Annotated in this window: 15 protein-coding genes; 7 read left to right on the top strand and 8 right to left on the bottom strand. The window is 48.2% G+C overall.

All coding sequences use genetic code 11. The features are described from left to right. Window positions 1-40 precede the first annotated feature (40 nt). The 4 genes from ACNFVB_RS02920 to ACNFVB_RS02905 all read right to left on the bottom strand — a co-directional run bounded on the left by ACNFVB_RS02920 (window position 41) and on the right by ACNFVB_RS02905 (window position 3,713). The gene (locus ACNFVB_RS02920; protein ID WP_430738040.1) at window positions 41-976 is read right to left on the bottom strand and encodes a transporter substrate-binding domain-containing protein; all 936 of its coding nucleotides are present in this window, start codon (window positions 974-976) and stop codon (window positions 41-43) included. Window positions 977-1,082: 106 nt separating this feature from the next. After that, window positions 1,083-1,883: a transporter substrate-binding domain-containing protein gene (locus tag ACNFVB_RS02915; protein WP_430738039.1), complete on the bottom strand. Its 801-nt coding sequence runs from the start codon at window positions 1,881-1,883 to the stop codon at window positions 1,083-1,085. Window positions 1,884-2,264: 381 nt separating this feature from the next. Further along, window positions 2,265-3,062 carry an ABC transporter ATP-binding protein gene (locus ACNFVB_RS02910; RefSeq protein ID WP_105244772.1) on the bottom strand — a complete coding sequence of 266 codons (798 nt, stop codon included), beginning with the start codon at window positions 3,060-3,062 and terminating at the stop codon, window positions 2,265-2,267. 330 nt (window positions 3,063-3,392) lie between these two features. Further along, window positions 3,393-3,713, bottom strand: coding sequence for a hypothetical protein (locus ACNFVB_RS02905; RefSeq protein WP_192995886.1), 321 nt, complete (start codon window positions 3,711-3,713; stop codon window positions 3,393-3,395). Between the two features lie 381 nt (window positions 3,714-4,094). Between ACNFVB_RS02905 and ACNFVB_RS02900 the strand changes: the two genes are divergently transcribed. The 4 genes from ACNFVB_RS02900 (at window position 4,095) to gltS (ending at window position 8,469) form a co-directional block, all read left to right on the top strand. Then, window positions 4,095-5,396, top strand: a complete 1,302-nt coding sequence (locus ACNFVB_RS02900) for a glutamate-5-semialdehyde dehydrogenase (RefSeq protein WP_430738038.1) — start codon at window positions 4,095-4,097, stop codon at window positions 5,394-5,396. 833 nt (window positions 5,397-6,229) lie between these two features. Continuing rightward, the gene (locus ACNFVB_RS02895; RefSeq protein WP_430738037.1) at window positions 6,230-6,763 is read left to right on the top strand and encodes a ribonuclease domain-containing protein; all 534 of its coding nucleotides are present in this window, start codon (window positions 6,230-6,232) and stop codon (window positions 6,761-6,763) included. Between the two features lies 1 nt (window position 6,764). Beyond that, window positions 6,765-7,106, top strand: a complete 342-nt coding sequence (locus ACNFVB_RS02890; RefSeq protein WP_105244767.1) for a barstar family protein — start codon at window positions 6,765-6,767, stop codon at window positions 7,104-7,106. Window positions 7,107-7,194: 88 nt separating this feature from the next. Then, window positions 7,195-8,469 carry a sodium/glutamate symporter gene (gltS, locus tag ACNFVB_RS02885; RefSeq protein WP_430738036.1) on the top strand — a complete coding sequence of 425 codons (1,275 nt, stop codon included), beginning with the start codon at window positions 7,195-7,197 and terminating at the stop codon, window positions 8,467-8,469. A gap of 276 nt (window positions 8,470-8,745) precedes the next feature. On the opposite strand, the gene glyA is transcribed toward gltS, so the two are convergent. From glyA to ACNFVB_RS02870, 3 genes are all read right to left on the bottom strand, one after another. Further along, window positions 8,746-10,002, bottom strand: coding sequence for a serine hydroxymethyltransferase (gene glyA / locus ACNFVB_RS02880; protein ID WP_075101749.1), 1,257 nt, complete (start codon window positions 10,000-10,002; stop codon window positions 8,746-8,748). Between the two features lie 284 nt (window positions 10,003-10,286). Beyond that, on the bottom strand, window positions 10,287-10,832 hold the full coding sequence (locus tag ACNFVB_RS02875) for a chorismate--pyruvate lyase family protein (protein ID WP_430738035.1): 546 nt from the start codon (window positions 10,830-10,832) through the stop codon (window positions 10,287-10,289). Between the two features lie 57 nt (window positions 10,833-10,889). Beyond that, entirely contained in the window at window positions 10,890-12,269 is a 1,380-nt protein-coding gene (locus ACNFVB_RS02870; RefSeq protein ID WP_430738460.1) for a GNAT family N-acetyltransferase, read from the bottom strand. A 970-nt stretch (window positions 12,270-13,239) separates the two neighbouring features. Between ACNFVB_RS02870 and ACNFVB_RS02865 the strand changes: the two genes are divergently transcribed. Continuing rightward, complete coding sequence (locus tag ACNFVB_RS02865) at window positions 13,240-15,459, top strand: NADP-dependent isocitrate dehydrogenase (protein ID WP_430738034.1); 2,220 nt, start codon at window positions 13,240-13,242, stop codon at window positions 15,457-15,459. A gap of 181 nt (window positions 15,460-15,640) precedes the next feature. Here ACNFVB_RS02865 and icd read toward each other — a convergent pair whose 3' ends face one another. Then, window positions 15,641-16,900: an NADP-dependent isocitrate dehydrogenase gene (gene icd, locus ACNFVB_RS02860; protein WP_430738033.1), complete on the bottom strand. Its 1,260-nt coding sequence runs from the start codon at window positions 16,898-16,900 to the stop codon at window positions 15,641-15,643. A gap of 507 nt (window positions 16,901-17,407) precedes the next feature. On the opposite strand from icd, the gene ACNFVB_RS02855 reads away from it, so the two are divergent. Beyond that, complete coding sequence (locus tag ACNFVB_RS02855; RefSeq protein ID WP_430738032.1) at window positions 17,408-18,040, top strand: pseudouridine synthase; 633 nt, start codon at window positions 17,408-17,410, stop codon at window positions 18,038-18,040. Between the two features lie 110 nt (window positions 18,041-18,150). Beyond that, window positions 18,151-19,005, top strand: a complete 855-nt coding sequence (copM, locus tag ACNFVB_RS02850) for a CopM family metallochaperone (protein WP_430738031.1) — start codon at window positions 18,151-18,153, stop codon at window positions 19,003-19,005. Window positions 19,006-19,115 lie beyond the last annotated feature (110 nt).

The raw sequence follows: 19,115 nt of genomic DNA, 5'->3' as shown, positions 1-19,115 counted from the left end.
GAGATGACCCTATGCGCCCAAATAGCGATGAGCGGTAAGATTAGTTCGTTGCGGCTTCTGCTTGCTCTTGGTCAGCGATGACCGCATTGGCATCGACATCGCCATCATCAACGACCAGCACTTCTTCCACACCTTCTGTGGCGACGGCTTTTTGCGCAGCGGCGGTTGAGCTGGTGCCAAAATAGCTGCCCGTGATTTGATCGTAGGTGCCATTGGCTTTTAGCTCAGACAAGGCTTTGTTAAACTTCGATACTAGCGGATCGCCTTTACGAAAAGCAATACCCATCGCATCATCGTTGCTGCTGATCTCATTGCCTTTAACTTCGTAGTTTTGTCCAGCTTCTGTTTTTAGCCAGTCAATACCTGTCACTTTATCAGACATCATACCGCGCACGCGACCTGAGGTAAGGTCTAGATACGCGTTGTCTTGTGTGTCATAGAGTTTGATATCCGCATCGCTGTGCTCATCTTGTAGATACTGTGAAGCAACAGTTGAGCGCTGAGACGCAATCGGCTGGCCTTTGAGCGAATCGATAGCGAGGTCATCGCCTTTTTTACCGATCAAGATGATACCGCTATGGAAGTAAGGGTCACTAAAATCCACCACTTCTTTACGCTCAGGGGTGATGGACATACCCGCGATGGCGGCATCAAATTTTTGTGCATTAAGACCTGGGATCAAGCCATCCCAGTCTTGTGAGATGACCTCACATTCTGCTTTCATTTGCGCACATAAGGCATCGACCAGCTCAATCTCATAGCCGATCAGTTTGCCATCAGCGTCGGTATAACTAAAAGGCTTGTAGCTCGATTCGGTAGCGATTTTGATGTTTAACGGGGCGTCTGCTGCATCTGCCTCGGCGCTGTCTGCTGGTGTCGAGCTATTGTTACAGCCTGCCAGCATTAGCATGGCCGCGCTTAGTGGCGCAAGCCAAAGGGCTTTTTTGCTCATAGAGCGAGTCATTGAAATTGTCATAGGGTTATTCCTTAATATATTTACCAGCCGTTTGTCACTCATGACTTATGGATTACTGTTTGTTTATAAGGCGGGTCAGTATTCGTTTGCTGACACGCCCGACAGCTTATTGATCAAAATTCATCTGCTCAAGACGCGCCAATTCACCGTTGCTACGGATTTCGCTCAGGGCTTTGTTAAAGTCTTCTTTGAGTGAGTCGCCTTTGCGCACGGCAATGGCAATATTATCGTCATTGTCAATTTCATCGCCTACAATACCAAAGCCTTCGGTATTGTCTGCCAGCCAAGATTTGGCTGAGACTTTTTCGGCCAATACCGCATCGCTACGGCCTGATTTTAGGTCCAAATAAGCGTTGTCGTAATTGTCGTACAACTGCACGGTGTTGCCGTCTTTGCCTTCGTAGTTATCTTGTAGATAAGCGCCAGGCGTGGTCGAGCGCTGACCACCGAGCGTGAGGTTTTTGATCGAGGTCGGATCAAAGCTACCATCGGTTTTGGTCAGCCAAACCATGGTATTGGCAAAGTATGGCTCGCTAAAGTCTACTTTTTCTTGACGCTCAGCGGTGATAGACATACCTGCGATTACCGCATCGTATTTTTGTGCCAATAGCCCCGGGATAATACCGTCCCATTCTTGAGCGACGATTTCACAATCCGCCTGCATTTGCTCGCATAGCGCATTGGCCACATCGATATCAAACCCGCCCAAGCTGCCATCGGCATTGGTATAGTTAAAAGGAGGGTAAGCGCCCTCGGTAGCGATACGAATGGTCTTGCCAGCGGTTTCTGCTGCCGGTGCATCGGCATTGGTATCAGCAGTTTCATTGGCTGGTTGGCTACAAGCGCTCAGCATGAGCGCTGCAGTAACGGTCATCGACGACCACAATAGGCGAGAATTCGACATCATACATTCCTTAAATTCTGATGAGTTTTTGATATAGGGTTCTGATATTTTGTTCTCTGACGTCCCTGCCAGACAAGCAATATAGATAGCAGAATAGACAGACAGCCGTCATACACGGCCGCCTATAAACCTTCTGATAATACCTGAGTAAAATATCAAAAACAAACGTTTTACATACGGACTGTTATTGTTGGGTAATAAACCATCAATGTTAATGACCACATAGCCATGACTAAAAATCATAACCAAGCGTTAGATTTTATTATAGAGGTGATTTTCAGGCTTAGTTAATTAGTTAACTCGCTTTAGGACAGCAACGGCCGCGCTGTCCTAATTTTTTAATGCTATCTTAGTTTTGTAATACAGTGCATAGCAGCCATGTGGCTAGTTTTGGCGGTGAGAGGACATAAAGTCCTTAACGCGCTCAGAGGTAGGATTGTCAAATACTTGCTCAGGCGTTCCGATTTCCTCAATGACGCCTTGGTGTAAAAACACCACCTTACTTGAGACTTCACGAGCAAAGCGCATTTCGTGAGTGACAATGAGCATGGTACGCCCTTCTTCTGCCAGCTCGCGCATCACCGCCAGCACCTCATTGACCAACTCAGGATCGAGCGCCGAGGTCGGCTCATCAAATAGCAGTACTTGCGGCTGCATGGCAAGCGCGCGGGCGATGGCGACACGCTGACGCTGACCACCAGAGAGATTGGCCGGATAGGCGTCTTTTTTGTCAAGCAGCCCTACTTTGTCGAGCAGTTTTTCGGCATCACTGATGGCTTGGTCTTTTTTGATTTTTAGGACCTGCGTCGGGCCTTCGATGATGTTTTGCAAAATGGTCTTGTGCGGCCACAAGTTAAAGTTTTGAAAGACAAAACCCACGCGCGCGCGCAAGCTTTCTAACTGCTTGATATCTGCCGCTTGTAGCTCGCCTGATTTGGCAGGCTTTAGCATCAGCTCTTCATCACCGATGAATATACGACCTTGATTGGGCTTCTCTAATAGGTTAATACAGCGCAGCAACGTAGACTTGCCTGAGCCGGACGAACCCAAAATCGAGATAACATCACCATCATAGGCGGTGAGCGACACCCCTTTTAGCACTGCTAATGAGCCGTAGCTTTTATGGATATCTTGTAAATCTAAGGCGATAGGCCGAGTCGGATTTTTTGCAGTATCAAGCATGGTTTAGCAGACTTCCAATAAATATGAGTGAAAACACGAATAAAAATGTGCCATTGTCTCTTATTCCGCAGCAAAAAGGCAAATGTTATCTATGTCAGGTACCTAGGCGTTTGGCCCGTATACCACGTTGGCCGCCCTTTACCCACATAAAAAAAGCCCAGTCTGCATCGACAGCACTGGGCGCTATTTTATCACTTTAGCAAGCTTGGCGTGCTGTTATCTTATCGCCTTTGACGCCTACTTGTTTTGATGCCTACTTATCTGTAAAAAACATCAGGCACCACCTATCATCTAATCATCTTATCTAACTATCTTGTCTAGTCAGACCGATTAATAAGTCGAGATGTGCTCTGAGCTCTCTGTACCATCCAGCACTTCGGCATCATCAGCAGTTGCCACCGCGACATCATCATTGTCACCTACCGCCATTGCGTCATCGACACTGGTATCAGCACTTGCCACTGCCACATCATCAGAAGACTCTGCAGTCGCAACACCCGTCGCCTCGGTCTCTACTGTGGTTTGTGCGTCGACAGCAGGCTCGGTCTCCATCGGCGCATCGTCTTTTTTGCCACAAGCGCTGAGTGTCAAGGCGGCCGCCACCAATCCAATAGTTAGCCAGTTTTTGTCCATTTTATAGAGCATAGCCATGTCATTCTTCCTCATTAATACAGAGTGTATTGATTCATTTAACAGGAGCATGGGCGTTCGGCTGCCCCCTACTTGACCCTTCACTATACTAACGATGTCATTTGACTACCTTAGTAGTTACAGCACAATTGTGTTAAAAACAGGTAACTGTCATGTAACCGCCCCTGACACACCGCTGAAAGTCGACAAATAGATGCGGTCAAGCGGGCGCTGTTCACAAAATCGTCTTTACTATCGACGCAATCTCCTCTATGTTAAATAGCACAATGCCATCTGAGCATTTAATCTTCTATATTTGTTAAACTTTTGCCTTGCTAGGCGCTTTTATTATTTATGGCATTGATCGCCCTGTCAGACACTGATAACCATAAGGACATATTTATGACTCAAACCACTACCACAGACGTTACTGCTTATATGCAAACGGTCGGCAAGCAAGCGCGCGCCGCCTCACGCGCCCTCGCGGCAGCCAATACTGGCGATAAAAACGCGGCGCTGATGGCGATTCATGACGCACTAAAAAACGCCAAATCAGACATCTTGGCCGCCAACAAAATCGATATGGACAAGGGTCAAAAAAACGACTTGGACACCGCGCTACTAGATCGCCTTGAGCTAAACGACGCGCGCTTCGATGGTATGTTACAAGGCCTCAAAGACGTGGCGGCCTTGCCTGACCCTATCGGTGAGGTCACTGACATGACCTACCGCCCCTCTGGTATTCATTTAGGCAAAATGCGCGTCCCCCTCGGTGTGGTCGGTATGATTTATGAGTCGCGCCCCAACGTCACCTTAGAAGCCGCCTCTTTGGCGCTAAAATCAGGTAACGCCATCATCTTGCGCGGTGGCTCTGAAGCTTTTGAGTCCAATCAAGCACTGGCCAAATGTATCCTACAAGGACTAAAAAAGGTCGGCCTATCCGAGCACAGCGTGCAGGTCTTACAAACGACGGATCGCGCAGCAGTCGGTGAGCTGATCACCATGACAGACTACGTCGATGTCATCGTACCTCGCGGCGGCAAAGGCTTGATCGAGCGCATCAGCCGCGATGCCAAAGTACCGGTCATCAAGCACTTAGATGGTAACTGCCATACCTTTATCGATAGCGATGCCGATGCCGAAACGGCGATTAAAGTCAGTGTCAATGCCAAGACCCACCGTTATGGCACCTGTAATACCATGGAGACACTATTGGTCGATGAGCATGTCGCAAGTGAGCTGTTGCCAAAGATTGCCGAAGCCATCATAAAAGCGGATGACGCCATGCAACTGCGCCTTGATAATAAGGCACAAGCCATCTTAAATGACAATGCGACCTTGCAAGGTCATCTATCAGCAGCCACTAGCGAGGACTGGGATACCGAGTATCTGGCCCCTATCTTGGCGGTTAAGGTGGTATCTGGTATCGACGAGGCCATTGAACATATCAACACCCATGGCAGCCATCATACCGACGTTATCATCACCGACAACTATACCAAGTCGCAGCGCTTTATCCGTGAGGTTGATTCGGCCAGTGTGATGATCAATGCTTCTAGCCGTTTTGCCGATGGTTTTGAGTATGGCTTGGGTGCTGAGATTGGTATCTCAACCGACAAAATCCACGCGCGCGGCCCTGTAGGGCTCGAAGGTCTGACCTCACAAAAATGGATCGTCTATGGTCACGGCGAGACGCGCGCGTAACTTATCACATATTTATCGACCACTTATCAAAGGCGAATTGGACGCAAACCTATCATCCATCGCCTAACTTCACGTATAATCCACCAAAAACGTCAGCTAAGTTGCTGGCGTTTTTTATTAAATTGCTGCTGTGTGGTGTTCAGCAGCCAGGGGTAGCAAACAAAAAATAACTTTTATCTATCTAGGCCGTGTCCTCATTTTAAAAATGGCGACAAAAATGAGATAAATTGCCGTCAAACAAGGAAGATAGCGCAAGTAATATTGAGATATTAGGGCGTGTTGAATATTCGCAAATAGGCACTGCTGATCGCTAAAATTGTTCCAGACAAGGCACAAAGCGACGATAATGCAGATGCCTTAGCGAGATTTGTAACGCAGTATGGGGCAATTTTAGCATCAGACCCAACGATAAAAGCAGGGGACAGGACTCTTTTTTGCCGCTTCATCGTTAAAAATAAGCGCTTAGAGCGACTAAACTTATTATTTTTAACATCGAATCGCCTAAAAAATAGTCGCTGTCAGTGCCATGGTCGAATGTTCAACACGCCCTAGTCAGCTATTTGACACCGTTTGGCCAGATTTAGCCATTTTTAGCCCAATTAGATGGCTATCGATTGAGTTGAGGACACGCCCTAGCATACTCTTACCGCGTTATTACCTTGATATCTGCCATGAGCAAGGTGTTGATTTTGAGCCGAGCTTACGATATAAACCCACCCTTTGATAACGTTTTGCTCACGTCCGTATCGGTTGTGGCGCAAACCATCATGCGATAGGCTTTGCTGAGATCAGCAATCATGTGATAAGTAGTCCCATCATGTGATGAGTAGTCAATGTCTTCCAACGACCTAAAGGACGATGCCCTTATGCAAAGCGGCAAGCAAAACAATAACAGCCCACGTGCCACGTTATTTGGTGTGTTGTCTCTGATTGTCGCGGCGATTTATTTTTTCGCTGATATAAATGCTGATATAAATACTGGGGCATTGGTCGATCACACTGAGGGTGGTGCGGTCGCCGAGTATCGCGATAGTGCCGAGCCTGATCCGAGTATCGACTCGGCTGCCCTATCGCGGCCGGCTAACAGCGCCAGCCCTATCACCGGTGACGCGCAAATAGATCATACCATCGCGCTGATTCGACAAGGCGGGCCATTTCCTTACCCGCATAAAGACGGCTCGACTTTTTATAACCGTGAAGGCAGGCTACCGATACAGACACAAGGCTATTACCGTGAGTACACTGTGCCCACACCCGGCGTATCGCACCGCAGTGCTAGGCGTATCGTCACAGGCGGTCATCCGCCCACCATCTACTATCTGACCGTGGATCACTACGATAGCTTTCATAAACTGGAAGTAAAATAACATGAGCCAAGCCATTTATTATGTCAATCCTGACAGCACCGAGCACGATAACGCGCTACAGCAGGCAACTGTCATCCCTATCGCTGACGTACTCAACAAGCACACGTTGCTAAGCAGTCTGGCAGCAGTGTGCCATTTTCCCAGTTATTTTTCGTACAACTGGGACAGCGCTTGGGACTGCTTGACCGACAGCGATGTGACCAAGCTTGTGCTGGACTTGACGATGGTAACCAACATAACGACTAAAGACTTTACGATGTTTCAACGCATCATTGAGGACGCCTATAAAGAGTTTGGCAAGCCGCAACTGTGGGTCATAACACCGCCGACATACTCCGCTTAACCAAAAATCATCACCAAACCTGAATTCGAGATAAAGCCATATTTATCCCGAATTCAGGTTAATTTATTTTTATAGAAAGGATTAACGTATGGAAATTACCTTAAACGGCTATTACACGCTGATACTGGCCACTTTAGTGCTGCTAATGGGGCGCTTTTTGGTCAAAAGGATTAAATTCTTAGAAGATTTTAATATTCCAGAACCAGTGGCTGGCGGCTTGGTCGCGGCAATCGTGGTCTATATTCTCAATACGGTGTGGGGCTATAGCTTCAACTTTCATCAGGGGCTCCAAACTGCGACCATGCTGATGTTTTTTGCCTCCATCGGTCTCAGTGCTGACTTTAGTCGCCTAAAAGCTGGTGGCACGCCGCTGCTGATTTTTACGATCGTGGTGTCGGTGTTTATCGTGCTACAAGACATCGTGGGCGTCGCTATGGCCAGCATGTTAGGACTCGATCCTCTGCTTGGGCTAGTGACAGGTTCCATCGCTCTGACGGGCGGACATGGCACCGCAGGCGCTTGGGGCATTACTTTAGAAGAAGACTATGGCGTGGTGGGTGCGACCACACTTGGTATCGCAGTAGCCACTTATGGTCTGGTCGCAGGCGGTATCATCGGTGGCCCTGTGGCGCGCCGCCTGATTCGGCGGCTTGGTCTCAAGCCAACCCCTGCTAATCCCAACCCTAGTGATATCGAAAAAGTCGCTGGGGCGCAATCGCTATATAGCACCAAACATGATGAAGACTCTGCCCATAGCAACAAAGAAATCTTTGAAAGACCTGACAGTATGCGTTTTATCACCGCCTCCTCGACCATTGAGACGTTGGCACTATTTGCCGCCGCTTTGGCGTTTGCCGATGTGATGACGCTGCTGGCCGCCGACACTTGGTTTGAGCTACCTACCTTCGTTTGGGCGCTGGCAGGCGGTGTTATCATTCGTAATGTGCTCACCACTTTATTTAACTTCGATATGTTTGATCGCTCAATCGATGTGTTTGGTAACGCCTCTTTGAGCTTGTTTTTGGCCATGGCGCTACTGTCTCTCAAGCTATGGCAGCTGACTGATCTGGCAGGCCCTGTGCTGGTCATCCTATTGGTGCAGACCGCTATTATGATCATCTATGTTTACCTGATTACCTTTAAGGTCATGGGCAAAGACTATGATGCGGCGGTGTTATCAGCAGGGCACTGTGGGTTTGGTATGGGTGCGACGCCGACGGCGATTGCCAACATGCAGGCGGTCACTGATCGTTACTTGCCTTCGCCAAAAGCGTTTTTGATTGTGCCGATGGTTGGGGCGTTCTTTGTCGATATCGTCAACGCCACGATATTACAGATATTTATCAAACTGCCGTTTATGTAAGCTATTTAATCAAAAGTTAACCTGAACTGCGCTTCATAAGCCTCGATTATTTTTATAATCGGGGCTTTTTTGGGCGTTTAATATAAAAAAAGCAGAGCGCTAACAGTACCTAACCCTATCGTTACGCAGCTTCTAATGACACAAAACCGATTAGCCGTTATAGTAAGTTCAAATTAAAATTGTTATAAATCTAAACGTCCGCGCAATAAAAAACCGCCTAGCCATTAAGCTAAGCGGTTTTTTTCAACCTAACTGTAAAAATCAAGCAATCGAAAATTACTGGTTTTTTTCGTAAACTGGTAACTCTTTACAGATAGCTTCTACTTTGCCGCGTACTTCAGCAGCGACTTTTTCGTCACCGCGGCTGTCTAGTACGTCACAGATCCAGCCTGCCAACTCGCCTGCTTGTGCTTCGTTAAAGCCGCGCGTGGTAATCGCTGGCGTACCGATACGGATACCAGAGGTAACAAATGGCGATTTTGGATCGTTTGGTACGGCGTTTTTGTTCACAGTAATGTGGGCATCACCAAGCCATTTGTCCGCTTCTTTACCCGTCATTTCTTGCTTGACGAGGCTTATGAGCATCAAGTGGTTTTCAGTACCGCCAGAGATGATTTCATAGCCGCGCTCTTGGATGACTTTTGCCATCGCTTGGGCGTTTTTGACCACTTGCTGCTGATAGGTTTTAAAGTTGTCTTCTAATGCTTCTTTAAAGCAAACCGCTTTTGCCGCGATGACGTGCATGAGCGGGCCACCTTGGTTGCCTGGAAAGACAGCAGAGTTTAGCTTTTTCGCCAGCTTCTCATCACGCGCCAAGATCATACCTGAGCGCGGGCCACGTAGGGTCTTGTGCGTGGTGGTGGTGACCACATCGGCAAAGGGTACTGGGCTTGGGTAAACGCCGCCTGCGACCAGACCCGCCACGTGTGCCATATCGACAAGCAAGTACGCGCCCACTTCGTCGGCGATATCACGGAAACGCTGCCAATCAACGACTTGTGAATACGCGGAAAAACCTGCGATGATCATCTTTGGCTTGTGCTCACGAGCCAGAGCATCAACTTGGTCATAATCGATCAGACCAGTGCCTTCGACGAGGCCATACTGTACGGCGTTGTAGTTCAGGCCTGAGAAGTTGATGTGCGCGCCGTGAGTCAAGTGACCACCAGCGTCTAGGCTCATGCCAAGTACGGTGTCATTGGCCTCTAGCAAAGCCAAAAATACGGCAGAGTTCGCTTGGCTACCAGAGTGCGGCTGGACGTTGACGTATTCTGCACCAAACAGCTCTTTTGCGCGGTCGATGGCCAATTGCTCGATCACATCGACGTGCTCACAGCCGCCGTAGTAACGCTTGCCTGGATAGCCTTCCGCGTATTTGTTGGTTAGGTCGGTGCCTTGTGCTTCCATAACCGCTTGTGAGCAGTAGTTTTCTGAGGCAATAAGCTCGATATGGTTTTCTTGACGCACGCTTTCGGCGGCCATGGCTTCTGCAAGTACTGGATCAAACTCTTTGATAGAAATATCTTTAAACATAATAATGTCCTAGGTAGTGGCTATCGTTAATGGTAGTGTTTATCGAAAAGAAGCAAGTAGCAAAAGGAGGTAAAACAGGCAAGCACAGGCAATTGGCCTGTCATTGACGTGTCTATATCGACAATCAAATCGACACGCAGGCGTCGATATCATCGCTAAAGTTTAAGTGTAACATGAAAATTTGTATGGTGAGCGCAAAAAAATCTCACGCTAAGCTGAACAAATTAAATGGCCTTATAACGCAAGTAAATAGCCAATAAAATAAAGTATTTATCACGGTATATTTATATGCTTGGATATAAATTTTTCTGTTCTCTGTTGCAGCCTATCTGTGATTGTCTATTTTGGCTGAACGCGGGTAAAAACGTCTCGCTGATCAGCAGCGTCCGCCCATACCAGTCATAACGCGTTTGCCGTTGCCAGCCTTTGGCCGTCTGTGAGATAAAACGCTGATTGGGCAACGTGCGACTGCGCTTAAACAACACATAACCGATGGGCGTGCTCTTGAGCTGCTGCAAACGGCGGGCGCGGCCTTTGAGACTGGGCAACGGAAAGATGCTCTGTGCCTCGACCCACGGCTGCTCATCATTGCCATATAGGTACACCTCGCGTACCCACGCCAGCATCGGCCGATTTAGCTGCGCGCCTCGTACACCCAGCTGGCGTTTTTGTGCCAGTGTCAGCGCGCGATAGCCCTCAAATCGGCGCTCAACGCGCAAGGGCTGCCGAGCTTTTACCTCTAGTACAGCAGTCAAAGAGCCTTCGACATTGAGCCAAGCGTATAGCTCGGCGGGAGGCGGTACAGGGCAAAACAGGTGGTTACTAGGCATAATAAGCGGCTAATGATGACGGATAAAAGACGGATAAAAAAATAGATGAGAGCAGCGCTAGCGACTGGCATCAGCGGCGGGCATATTATCAGCATTAAACGGTAAGGCGTCAAATGCTCGCCGGCGATACTCAGCCATATGCTCTCTGTCTCTACGGCAAAAGTCCGCAATGGCTGGCACAAACCGCCCATCATAAACGCGGTGCAACGAGTGGGTGGTTGTCGGTATAAAACCGCGAACCAGCTTATGCTCGCCTTGCGTCCCTGGATCAAAATAGCTCAAACTCTGCTCGATAGCAAACTCGATGCCTTGATAATAGCACAGCTCAAAATGCAAGCTGTCATAGTCCGCCAGCGCGCCCCAATAGCGGCCGTATAAAGTCGCGTCTTTGCTATCGGGCTTATCGTACAAAAACAAACTACTGGCAATGATATCACCATGCGCATCACGTGCTTGAGCCAGCATCAGGTGCTCAGGCATACTCGCGGCCAACGCCATAAAAAAATCTAACGTTAAATAAGGCTGCTGGCCGCGCACCGCATAGGTCATCACATAGCAATGATAAAAAGCGTGCCAGTCCTCCTCACAAATCGTATCCCCGCATTTACGCTGACAACGGATGCCCTGCTCGGCGACTTTGCGGCGCTCAGCGCGGATGGTCTTGCGCTTTTTGGCTCTTAACGTTGCCAAAAACGCCTCAAAATCTGCAAATGGCTGCGCGTTTTTTAATAAGTCTTGGTTTTGCCACAAAAACTGACAGCCCTGACGCTCCAGTATCGGTATGTCGATGGCCACCGCTGCGCCGCCCTGCTCTTGCGCCGTCAGTGCACTCATGACATCGCTATCTGTCGGCATGGCGGCAGCTACAATATCGGCCAACTCAGGCGTGACAAACAGTCCATGCCAGCTTGATGCCCCCACTTGCTGAGCAATATCATTTACGCCTGCTAGGGCGGTCTTTATGATATCGGCACGCAGGCGCTCGCCATTAGTCAGCCAAAACCGCTGACCGGTAATCGGCGTGTAAGGTACGCTACTGACCAGCCGCGGATAGTAGTCGACACCATAGCGCGCGTAGGCCTCTGCCCAAGCATGATCAAACACAAACTCACCGCGGTGGTGACCCTTAATAAAGACTGGTAGCACCGCTATAGGATGCGTGACGGATACCTTGTCGCCTGCGGTCTCTGTTGCCTTATTGTCAACATCAGAGTGTGCCTTGCTGTTTTTGATGTCAGCGGCACTTGGCGGTGTTGTACCCTCATCGACCTGATGGATCAAGACATATATCGGCAGCCAGCCTGCCTGCTCACCGATGGCGCCCGTGGCTGCCAGCGCTTGCCAAAAAGCAAAGGACATAAACGGCGTGTCTGGCGTTTGCCACTCTGCCATCTGCTGCCAGCTGGTATCACTCATTAGTGCGTATTTTAAACGTATGCTCATGGTCACTCTAGCCGCTCTATGTGTGTCAATGTTTTATTTAAGGCGTATATCAGTCAATCACTTATAAAAGACAGCCAAACATGGTGAGATGCCTGCTCGCGTCACAACGACAGCAAATATCAGCCATCGCTGCGTTATCTAAAGCTTATCGCTGTATGTGAGACAAAGATATACTTTAACCTAAAATAGCCTAGCAAATTTTTGCCGGTTTGCTGTCACAATTTGCAAAGCACACTCATCACTTTATAAAAACCACTGACAGTAAAGGCGCGGTTTTAGGGCGTGTCCTCATTTTAAAAATGGTGATAAAAATGAGATAAATCGCCGTCAAACAAGGAAAATAGCGCAGATAATATCGAGATATTAGTCAGCTATTTGACACCGTTTGGCCAGATTTGGCCATTTTTAGCCCATTTAGATGGCTATCGATTGAATTGAGGACACGCCCTAGAATGACACACGGTTTGGATTTACTTAATTGATAACGGGTAAGCACCCATGAAATGACAGTAATCGCTGGGAAGGGATGATATAAAAGCGGATGACTGGTAGAATAACGCTGTTCTTAGCTTAATATAATTCTGTTGCATAGGACATAAGCGAAAATAGTATACTTAGTTCATGATATAGGATTGACACCGTATCGAATTTATAGTGGATCCTTTATAATATACTCTTAGCCATTTGCTTTTAGGTCGCTTTTTTTAGATGGTGATATCATCATTGCAAGCGCCTTTTGAATAAAAAACCAATCAAAGCTAGCCACTACGGTTATAAAGGCTAGCCAACAGCAACAAGAAATTTAAGTAGCCTCAACCATTGCAAGAGACTACATATAATGTACGGGATCGAACCATAACGTTTGCTATTGCATAGTATTATTTAACGATATGTCGTTTAACGATTTGTAGCATTATATTTGAGCTTTATTATTCACTACAGCCTATAGGAATATTCTACTAATATGTCAAAAATTATTTATACAAAAACTGATGAAGCCCCAGCGCTGGCGACCTTATCATTCTTGCCGATTGTCAAAGCCTTTACCAATACAGCAGGCGTCTCTGTCGATATCAGCGATATCTCTGTGGCCGCGCGTGTGTTGGCCGAATTTCCTGAGTACCTCACTGAAGAACAGCGCGTACCTGACAACCTCGCAGAGCTAGGTCGCCTAACCCAAGACCCAAATGCCAACATCATCAAACTGCCGAACATCAGTGCCTCAGTACAGCAGCTAAAAGCCGCTATCAAGGAATTACAAAGCAAAGGCTATGCCCTACCTGACTTCCCTGATGAGCCAAAAACTGAGGAAGAAGAAAGTATCCGTAAGCGCTACGGCAAAGCACTAGGTAGCTCGGTCAACCCCGTACTGCGTGAAGGTAACTCTGATCGCCGCGCGCCAAAAGCGGTCAAAAACTACGCACGTAAGCATCCGCACTCAATGGGTGAGTGGAAACAGTGGTCAAGCACTCACGTCTCACACATGCACAGCGGCGACTTTTATGACGGCGAGCAATCGATGACTCTCGACAAGGCTCGTACCGTACGTATGGAGCTGTTGCTCGAAGATGGCACCACCAAAGTCCTAAAGCCAGAGATTGCTTTGTTGGACAAAGAAGTCATCGATCTGATGTTTATGAGAAAAAAAGCGCTACTTGAGTTTTATGAGCGCGAAATGGAAGACTGCCGCGAAGCAGGTATCTTATTTTCATTGCACGTAAAAGCGACGATGATGAAGGTCTCGCATCCAATCGTCTTCGGTCATGCGGTCAGAACGTATTATAAAGACGCTTTTCAAAAACATGGTGCGCTCTTTGATGAGTTAGGCATCAACGTCAACAACGGTATGGCATCACTTTACGAAAAAATCAAAGAGCTGCCAACCTCTCTACAAGAAGAGATTGAGCGCGACTTGCATGCTTGTCAAGTGCATCGTCCACGTCTGGCGATGGTTGACTCATCAAAAGGCATCACCAACTTCCACTCACCAAGCGATGTGATCGTCGATGCCTCAATGCCTGCGATGATTCGCTCAGGCGGTAAGATGTGGGGCGCAGATGGCAAAATGTATGACTGTAAAGCGGTCATGCCAGAGTCTACCTTTGCGCGTATTTATCAAGAAATGATCAACTTCTGCAAATGGCATGGCAACTTTGACCCAACCACCATGGGTACAGTACCAAACGTCGGCCTCATGGCTCAAAAAGCGGAAGAATACGGCTCACACGACAAGACCTTTGAGTCAAGCGACGCTGGTATCGCTCGTATCGTAGATGTGGATACTGGTGAAGTCCTCATGGAGCAAGCCGTCGAAAAAGGCGACATCTGGCGCATGTGTCAGACCAAAGATGCCCCGATCCAAGACTGGGTCAAACTGGCCGTACGCCGTGCCCGCGAGTCAGACACACCTGTGATCTTCTGGCTAGATCCATACCGTCCGCACGAAAACGAGCTGATCAAAAAAGTCAAAATGTACCTAAAAGACCATGACACCGATGGCCTACATATCGAGATCATGTCGCAGGTTCGCGCCATGCGTTATACCTTAGAGCGCGTCGCTCGCGGTCTAGACACCATCTCTGCTACTGGTAACATCTTGCGTGATTACTTAACAGATTTGTTCCCTATCTTAGAGCTTGGTACCAGTGCCAAGATGCTATCGGTCGTGCCACTCATGAAAGGCGGCGGTTTGTTTGAGACAGGTGCAGGCGGCTCAGCACCAAAGCATGTCGAGCAGTTGGTAGAAGAAAACCACTTGCGCTGGGATTCACTAGGCGAGTTCTTAGCCTTGACCGAATCTTTGGAGCATTTGGCCAAAAACGACAACAATGCCAAAGCGCAAGTATTGGCAGACGCCCTCGATAAAGCCACAGAAAAACTGCTAATAAACAACAAGTCACCATCGCGCAAGACTGGCGAGATTGACAACCGTGGCAGCCACTTCTACCTAGCGATGTACTGGGCAGAAGAGCTGGCGGCTCAAGACAAAGATAGCGAGCTAAAAGCGCAGTTTACACCGCTGGCAGAACAACTACAGCGTGACGAAGCGGCCATCATAAAAGAGTTGAATGACGCCCAAGGCAAGTCGGTAGATATCAAAGGTTACTACTTAGCCGATGAAAAACTGGCTGAGCAAGTGATGCGTCCAAGCACGTTGTTCAACGAAGCGATCGCCTCATTATAATCTGATGCGCCGCTGATATGCCTAAGCGCTGGGCGTAAAGGATGTATTTAAGCCTTTACGCCCACTTTTAGCAAAAAAAACACCCTTTAGATCTGAAATCTCAGGGGTGTTTTTTTATGCTTACTTTTAGGATGCGTCCTTATGTAAAGACGCAGATTCGGTTGCAGACATGCCCCGACGCTTAAGCGTGCATGTGCTTGATAATGGCTTTACCAAACTCAGAAGTACTCAGCAAAATGGCATCTGGCATCAACCGCTCAAAATCATAGGTCACTGTCTTATTAGCGATAGCGCCTTGGATACCGCTGATGATCAAATCAGCCGCTTCCGTCCAGCCCATGTCACGTAGCATCATCTCAGCTGATAAGATGAGCGACCCTGGGTTGACTTTGTTTTGTCCGGCGTATTTGGGTGCAGTACCATGCGTCGCTTCATAAACCGCGATTGCGCCGCCTTTATTGGCACCTGGTGCGATACCGATGCCGCCCACTTCTGCTGCGAGGGCGTCGGATATATAATCGCCGTTTAGGTTGAGCGTTGCCACCACCGAATAATCAGCAGGGCGCATGAGGATTTGCTGCAAAAAGGCATCAGCGATGACGTCTTTTATGACGATGTCATTGCCTGTTTTTGGGTTTTTCATCGTCATCCAAGGCCCGCCATCCAATAGCTCGGCACCGAAGCGCTCGGCGGCAAGCTCATAGCCCCAATCCTTAAACGCGCCTTCGGTAAATTTCATGATATTGCCCTTGTGCACCAAGGTGACATTAGGCAAATCATTGTCGATGGCATACTGGATGGCCTTACGCACTAAGCGCTGCGAGCCTTCTTTTGAGACAGGTTTGATGCCAATGCCGCAGTCATCATCGAAGCGAATCTTGGTGACGCCCATCTCTTCTTTTAAAAACTTAATGACCTTTTTAGCCTCATCACTGCTCGCCTTCCATTCGATGCCAGCATAGATATCTTCTGAGTTTTCGCGGAAGATCACCATGTCTGTCAGCTCGGGATGCTGCACTGGGCTTGGCACCCCTTCAAACCAGCGCACGGGGCGCTGGCACACATACAAGTCGAGCTCTTGGCGTACCGCGACGTTGAGCGAGCGAAAACCACCGCCCACTGGGGTCGTCAATGGTCCTTTGATACTGATGACATAGTCTTTTAAAATCTCCAGCGTTTCATTGGGCAAATAATCCCCATCGTATACTTTTGCCGCTTTTTCGCCGAGATAGGTCTCCATCCAAATGATGGATTTTTTACCATGATAAGCCTTGTCTACTGCTGCGTTGACGACCTTTATCATCACAGGCGTGATATCGACTCCGATACCATCACCCTCAACAAAAGGGATAATCGGATGATTGGGCACATTTAAAGACAAGTCAGCATTTACCGTGACTTTTTCGCCGTCTCTTGGGACGATCACTTTATCGTAGGACATGGGTAACACTCCTTAATGATTCAATTATGAATTATTTGATTATATATCTTGGTCATTTATCGTAATTTTGCCAATCTGATGAGTAACGCCTTATGCCATTTACCATACTGTATAACTTACCCAAACCATAGAGGACAAAAACACAATTGGCCCATAACGAGCATAATTATAAAGATAGTTTATACAGTATTAACAAATCAAAAGGCGTTATATGCTAGGGTTTTGATGAGACGTTACTGTATGCTGCTTCGCCATTTATCGTTTAAAATCGGATACGTGGCTATCAGATTATTTTTATACCGGATTGACTATAGCGCCTATCGGGATATCAAAGATATAAAACCATAATAATAACATGGTATTTATTCGCTGATGGGACGGTGTTATAGTCGCAGCATTCAAGACCGATACCACATCAACGGTTACAACCGGCAATTTTTATACTTGTTTTATACTTAATAGTGCCCTTTGACCGCTTTGTCAGTTTATTTTAGGAATGCTTACGCCATGCCGAGCTCTAGTCTCATTTTGTTCAATAAGCCTTATGGGGTGCAAAGTCAGTTCCGTGACGACAGTAATAATGACCACGCCACCCTATCGCCATACTTTACCGATAAGTCGCTGCGAGTGGCGGGGCGGCTTGATGCAACCTCAGAGGGGCTACTGATCTTGACCAGTGATGGCCGCGTCAACAAAGCCATTACCCAGCCACCATCGGCGGCGAGCTTTGAAAAAGACAAGCATAAGCAAGGCAAAACCTATTTGGTACAGGTCGAGGGGATCGCAACGGCTGCACAGCTACAAGCCCTGAGCAAAGGCGTGCACTTAAAGGACGGTAAAACTTTACCTGCGCTCGCCCAAATGGTCACAGAGGCGGACTTGCCAATAGCCTTATGGCCCCGCAACCCACCGATACGTGAGCGCAAAAACGTCCCAACGTCTTGGCTAATGCTGACCATCTACGAAGGCAAAAACCGCCAAGTCAGGCGTATGACCGCTCATGTAGGTCTGCCTTGTCTGCGTTTGATACGCTGGTCGGTTGCAGGGTTTGAGTTAGGGCGTTTGGGGGTCGGTGAGTTTGTCCGTATTCATCTAAATGACGAGCGCTGTCGACAATTAGGGATTGGGCACACGCTCTAAACATCATGTCTCGAACTGGTAAGGTTTATCTGTTAAGATTCAGCACATTACGGATATTATCTCATCACTCGTCTGTTTTTATCATTGCCGCTTTATAATAGGAATATGTCATGATTGCTTCTCGTCACTTTTCTTTGCTTGCCACCAGTATTGCTGCTGCGCTGATATTAAGTGCCTGTCAGCCGGCGACTGAGGATGAGGCGACGTCTAGCGATACCGCAACGCCGCCCGTGACCGACCTAGAGATCAATCCATCTGATGCGCAAACGGACGATGTGCTGGCTAAAGAAGATGCAGCAAACGAGGCACAAATGACCGATATGCTCAGAGACTATACAAGGGCGATGACGCGTATGCACGATGAGATGATGATCGGTATGGGTTATAACGATCCTGATACCGCGTTTGCCAAAGCCATGCTCGGTCACCATCGCGGAGCGATCGAGATGGCAAAGATCCAGCTAAAACACGGGACAGATGATAGCATGCGGCAACTGGCGCAAAACGTCATTGATGCCCAGCAGCCAGAGATTGATACGTTAAATAAATGGCTTGCCAGCCATCCCGACACCGTCAAAACCAACCCGCACACAGAAGCCATGCAGCAGGCCTATGCCAGAAGCATGGATGTCTTACACGGTGATATGGTGCTTGGTATCGCCGACCCGCAGCCAGACATGGCGTTTGCTCGCGGTATGCTTCCGCATCATATCGGCGCGGTAGATATGGCCAACGTACAGCTCAAGTACGGCACAGACGAAGAGATGCGACAGTTGGCACAAAGTATCATCGACACCCAGCAAGCTGAGATTGAGCTGATGCAAAACTGGATTGCAAGCCATAGCGCGGACGCCGCTGAGACAAATACCAATGCAGATGCGGACTCTACGACTGACGCGTCAGACGATCATGCTCAGCCGTCTAAGGAGCCGGCTACAGCACCCGACAAAGATAGTGAGTCGTAAATACACATAAACATACATAGTAAGCCAGCTGTGTCACCAAGCCTCTCTCTGGCGACACAGCGAACTGCCCTTAGCCTCTAATCTACTCTCAGACAACGAAAGGGCGACTT

It is taken from the genome of Psychrobacter sp. VH5 (assembly GCF_050572635.1).
Taxonomy (GTDB): domain Bacteria; phylum Pseudomonadota; class Gammaproteobacteria; order Pseudomonadales; family Moraxellaceae; genus Psychrobacter; species Psychrobacter celer.
Note: the sequence above shows the minus strand (reverse complement) of the source record. Positions and strands in the feature narration are given on the sequence as shown.